This is a genomic window from Nocardioides sp. CPCC 206348 (genome assembly GCF_048654705.1).
GTDB lineage: Bacteria > Actinomycetota > Actinomycetes > Propionibacteriales > Nocardioidaceae > Nocardioides.
Window position 1 is genome coordinate 49,984 of the sequence record NZ_JBMCZA010000179.1, and the last position, 3,959, is coordinate 53,942.

The following is a 3,959-nucleotide window of genomic DNA, read 5'->3' on the forward strand; positions in this document are numbered from 1 at the left end:
CCGGCCCGTCGTGAAGGCCCGCCGCCGCAGTCGCCAGGAGTCCGAGAGCGAGATGGAGGCGGTGCACCCGGTGCTCAATGCCGGCCTCCGCGCCGCCGTCGGCCTCGAGCGGGTGCTGCCGGTGCGCCGCCTGCCGGGTGTGAGCCTCGTGGTCGTCGCGCGCAAGCCATGACCCGCCCGTGACCCGCCCATGACGCAACCGTGGGTCGCCGACCCCCGCATCGGCTGGCGGATCCTGCTGACCGCCGACCTCCCCGACCCGGCGGACCCGGTGGTCGTCGAGACCCGGCTGGCTGCCCTCGCGTCCGACCAGCAATGGCCGGCGCTCCCCCCGCCCCTGGTCGACGACTCACTCCAGCGGGTGCAGGCAGCCGTGCTGGCGCCCCACGCCGCCCCGTTGGTGGTCGGCCTCTCGGGCCGGCACCTGGTGCTGTCGGCCCACCACAGCGCGGTCGACGGGCTCAGCCTGTTGGCGGTGCTCGGCCGCCTCGGCTTCGCACCCGTCACCTCGAACGCCCGCGGCGTCGGAGACCGTACGACGACCGGAAGCGTCGCGCGCACCGTCGGCCGCCGTCTCGGCGAGGTGGCCTTCCAGCCGCCGGCCGACGTGACTCCCCCGTCCGCGCCGGTGCCGCAACCGGGCGACGTACTCGTGGAACGCACCGTCCCCGGCAGCCATCGCACGGCCGCGATCGTGGCCGCGGCGACCCGGGCGATCGTGGAGCACCAGGCAGCACGGGGAACCACGGCCCGTCACGTCGCGGTGGCCGTGGGCGCCGTACGCGCCCAGTCCGGCGACGGAGCGATCGGGGACAACAGCGTCCTGCTGCGCCTGCGGGACGTCGAACGACTCGACGCCGCCGGGATCGCCCGCGCCCTCGCGGAGGCTCCGGTGCAGACCCCGCCGGTGGCCGGCGAGCCGCGTCCGTGGACGCCCCTGTCCGTCCGCGCCACCACGACCGGACTGCGCGTCCTGGCATCGAGGCTGGGATCCACGCTGCTCGTGTCCCACCTCGGCGAGGTGACCGCGCCGCACGTGGATCGGCTGAGCTTCCACCCGGTGACGGGCGGCGGCAGCGGCCTCTCCCTGGGCGCCGTCGGCTTCCGCGGCGAGACCGTGCTGACCCTGCGGGCCCGAGCCGCGTCATGGAAGGACGATGGCCTCGAGCAATTGCTCGAGGCCATCATCTCCCTCCTCAGAGAGGAGTCAGGTGCGTCGGACGGTCAGTGACCGGCTCCGACGAGCGGCTTGTCGTTGGCGTCCGTGTGGAGCGGACGGTGCGACTTGCGCGAGATGAACAGTCCGACGGCGATGAACGCAGCACCGAGCAGCAGGAGCAGCAGCGGGAACGTCAGGCGCATCCCGCCGAGCAGGGTCGCGTTCGACTTGGTGTCCTTGACCGACTTCGTGACCTGGGCGTCGGTGTACTGAACGGTGGCGGTGAACGCCGGAACGCTGACCCCGTCGTAGCGCAGCTCCTGGATCCGCTCCTCGACCCGGTCGACGGGCGAACCGGTCTGCGGCTCGATGTAGAAGGTACGGGTCATGCCGTACCACATCTCCGCGTCGACGGACGGCTCGGTCGCCCCGAACACCTTGCCCGGGACCTCGCGGGTCTCGACGACCTGCGGCTCGATGTGCTGGACGAACTTGTAGACGTTGAGGCCCTGGATGGTCTCCTCGCCCTCGAACGTGGCCTTGGTCGCCTTGTTGACCGTGCCGTCCCAGACGTCGTAGTCACGCTTCTCGGTGGCGAACGGGAACTTGAAGACCTGGCCCTTGCGGGTCACGTCGACGCGCTCGTCCTCGGCAACCTCTTCCCACGAACCGCAGGCGTCGCAGGTGACGGCAGCGCCGCTGACGGCGTCGAACGGTGCCCGCTCCCGCGTCTGCTGGAACACGGTGCCGTCGGCCCGGGTGACCGTCGTGGAGCTGACCCACGTCGCGACGTCGTCGGGCTGCTTGGCCCCGCTGTCGGCGATGGTGAAGGCGGAGATGTCCAGGTCCCAGGTCTCGGTCTTGAGCACATTGGGGTCCGAGTTGAAGATCTGGGCGCCGGACGACTCGAGCTCGGTGACACCGTCGTAGTTGGCGGGCACGGTGGCCAGGGTCGGGTATGCGTAGAAGCGCACCAGGATCGCCGCAACGATCATGAACACCCCGACCCCAACGGATACGGACGCAAACTTGCGCATGGCATGGACCTCTCAGACGGCCACGCGAGAATCGCGTGGGTTGTGACAGTCGGGCAGCGCAGGAGCACGCCCGATGAGCATTTCGGTGGTCAGGTCGCGCGCGTTGTTGCGCATCTGCGACCAGTCGAACTTGTGGGCCCACTTGAGGCAGGCCTCGGCGCGGAGCACCCGCGTCGTGGGGTCGGCTGCCTCCACCAGGGCGGTGGAGAGGGCGTCGGCGAGGTGACCGGTGACCATCTCGGGGTCGGTGGCGTCGGGGACGAGCCAGCCGCTCTTGCCGCTGCGGATCGAGTCGCGCAGGCCCGGCACGTCGCGGGCGACGGTCGGAACGCCTGACGCAGCAGCGTCGATGACGGCCTGGCCCCAGCCTTCGGCGTCGGAACCACAGACGTGCACGGCGGCGCGACCCAGCAGGTCGTCCTTCTCCTCGGTGGAGACGTAGCCGTGGAAGACGACCTTGTCGGCGAGGCCCAGCGCGGCGGCGTGGGCGACGAGGCGCTCGCTCTCCGGGCCGTGGCCGATCACGTCGACGAGCAGGTTGCGGTCGGCGAACTCGGGACGGGCGCGCACCGCGGCGACGGCGTCGAGCACCAGGTCGACCCGCTTGTGCGCGACCAGGCGGCCGAGCACCACGATCCGGTCAGCGTCCTTGTCCACGGCGTCCGCGGCGTCGTACGACGACAGGTCGGCGCCGTTCTCGAGGATCCGGATGTCGCCGGTCCAGCCGAGCTGTTCGCGCATCTCGGTCGCCGTCGACTGCGAGACCGCGGCGGTCAGCTGCCGACGGTAGACGCGCCGCATCGCGACGCGCTCCATCCAGCGACCGAAGGCGGCGACCGGAGCCGGGAAGTGCACGGCGAACTGGGCCTGGTGCACGTGGTGCACGATGAGGAAGGCAGGCGTGCCGCGGCGCAGCACCAGCGGGGAGTACGACGGCAGGCCGCACGCGGGGTCGATGACCGCGTCGATGCCACCGCGGTGGCGCAACAGCCACAGCAGCGCGAACAGGTTGAAGCCGATCCGGCTGCCGCCACGGTGGATCTCGATGCCCTCGCGCGAATCATGGGCCGACTGGCCCGCGTCACGGCCGGTGACGAAACGCACCTGGGCACCACCCTCGTGCAGCGCACGGGCGTACTGCCAGGCGTAGATCTCGGCTCCGCCGGACTGCGAGTGGTCGAGGTCGCGCCAGTTGACGACCACGACCCGCTTGCCCCGGAGGGCGGACGCGGTGGTCATCGGGCGCTCCATGCCCCGGCCGACAGGGCAGCAGAAGCCGGGAGCGGCATGGGGGACCGCACTCCGACGACCGCCACCCTGCCGGGTACCGGACGCACGAGCTCGCGGTTGCGCCAGGCGATCCGCGCGAGCTCGGCGAAAGCCGCGGCGCCGTGGCGCGCGGGAACGAAGGTGGATCCGGGCACGTCGACCCAGGTCACCGGCATCTCCTCGATGTGCGCGCCGGCAGCACGCAGCAGGACGAGGAGCTCCACGTCGAAGGAGAAGCCCGGGGTCTTCAGGTTGCCGACGACCCCACGGACCACGTCACCGCGGAAGAACTTGAAGCCGCACTGGGTGTCGACGATCCCCGGGGTCAGTCGACCCGCGAGACGACGGTAGGCGGCGGCACCGGTCGAACGGGTCCGGCAGTGCCGGGCCTCGGTGTCGCTCTCGGCCAGGCCACGCGAACCGATGACGACGTCGGCTCCCTGGAGCACCCGGCGCCAGGCGTCCTCGATCGCGTCGAGGCCGGTCGCGCCGTC

At 71.5% G+C, this 3,959-nt stretch carries 3 protein-coding genes and 1 pseudogene; 1 reads left to right on the forward strand and 3 read right to left on the reverse strand.

What is annotated here, in order from left to right; all coding sequences use genetic code 11:
• The first annotated feature begins 190 nt into the window (after window positions 1-190).
• Window positions 191-1,231, forward strand: a complete 1,041-nt coding sequence (locus ACOADB_RS14415) for a hypothetical protein (protein WP_378599827.1) — start codon at window positions 191-193, stop codon at window positions 1,229-1,231.
• Here the strand turns inward: ACOADB_RS14415 and ACOADB_RS14420 are convergent.
• The 3 genes and pseudogenes from ACOADB_RS14420 to ACOADB_RS14430 form a co-directional block, all read right to left on the reverse strand.
• Window positions 1,225-2,196 (reverse strand): DUF3068 domain-containing protein, encoded by a 972-nt coding sequence (locus tag ACOADB_RS14420; RefSeq protein ID WP_378599829.1) that lies wholly within the window; start codon window positions 2,194-2,196, stop codon window positions 1,225-1,227. The two genes, ACOADB_RS14415 and ACOADB_RS14420, sit on opposite strands and share 7 nt — an antisense overlap.
• A gap of 12 nt (window positions 2,197-2,208) precedes the next feature.
• Window positions 2,209-3,435 carry a glycosyltransferase family 4 protein gene (locus tag ACOADB_RS14425; protein ID WP_378599832.1) on the reverse strand — a complete coding sequence of 409 codons (1,227 nt, stop codon included), beginning with the start codon at window positions 3,433-3,435 and terminating at the stop codon, window positions 2,209-2,211.
• Window positions 3,432-3,959, reverse strand: a pseudogene (locus ACOADB_RS14430) (hypothetical protein); the annotation flags it as partial. The pseudogene ACOADB_RS14430 and the gene ACOADB_RS14425, both read right to left, overlap by 4 nt.

Bases quoted from the DNA above. Each gene is read 5' to 3' on its own strand.
- ACOADB_RS14420 (WP_378599829.1), bottom strand. From the start codon at position 2,196: ATGCGCAAGTTTGCGTCCGTATCCGTTGGGGTCGGGGTGTTCATGATC.
- ACOADB_RS14415 (WP_378599827.1), top strand. From the start codon at position 191: ATGACGCAACCGTGGGTCGCCGACCCCCGCATCGGCTGGCGGATCCTG.
- ACOADB_RS14425 (WP_378599832.1), bottom strand. From the start codon at position 3,435: ATGACCACCGCGTCCGCCCTCCGGGGCAAGCGGGTCGTGGTCGTCAAC.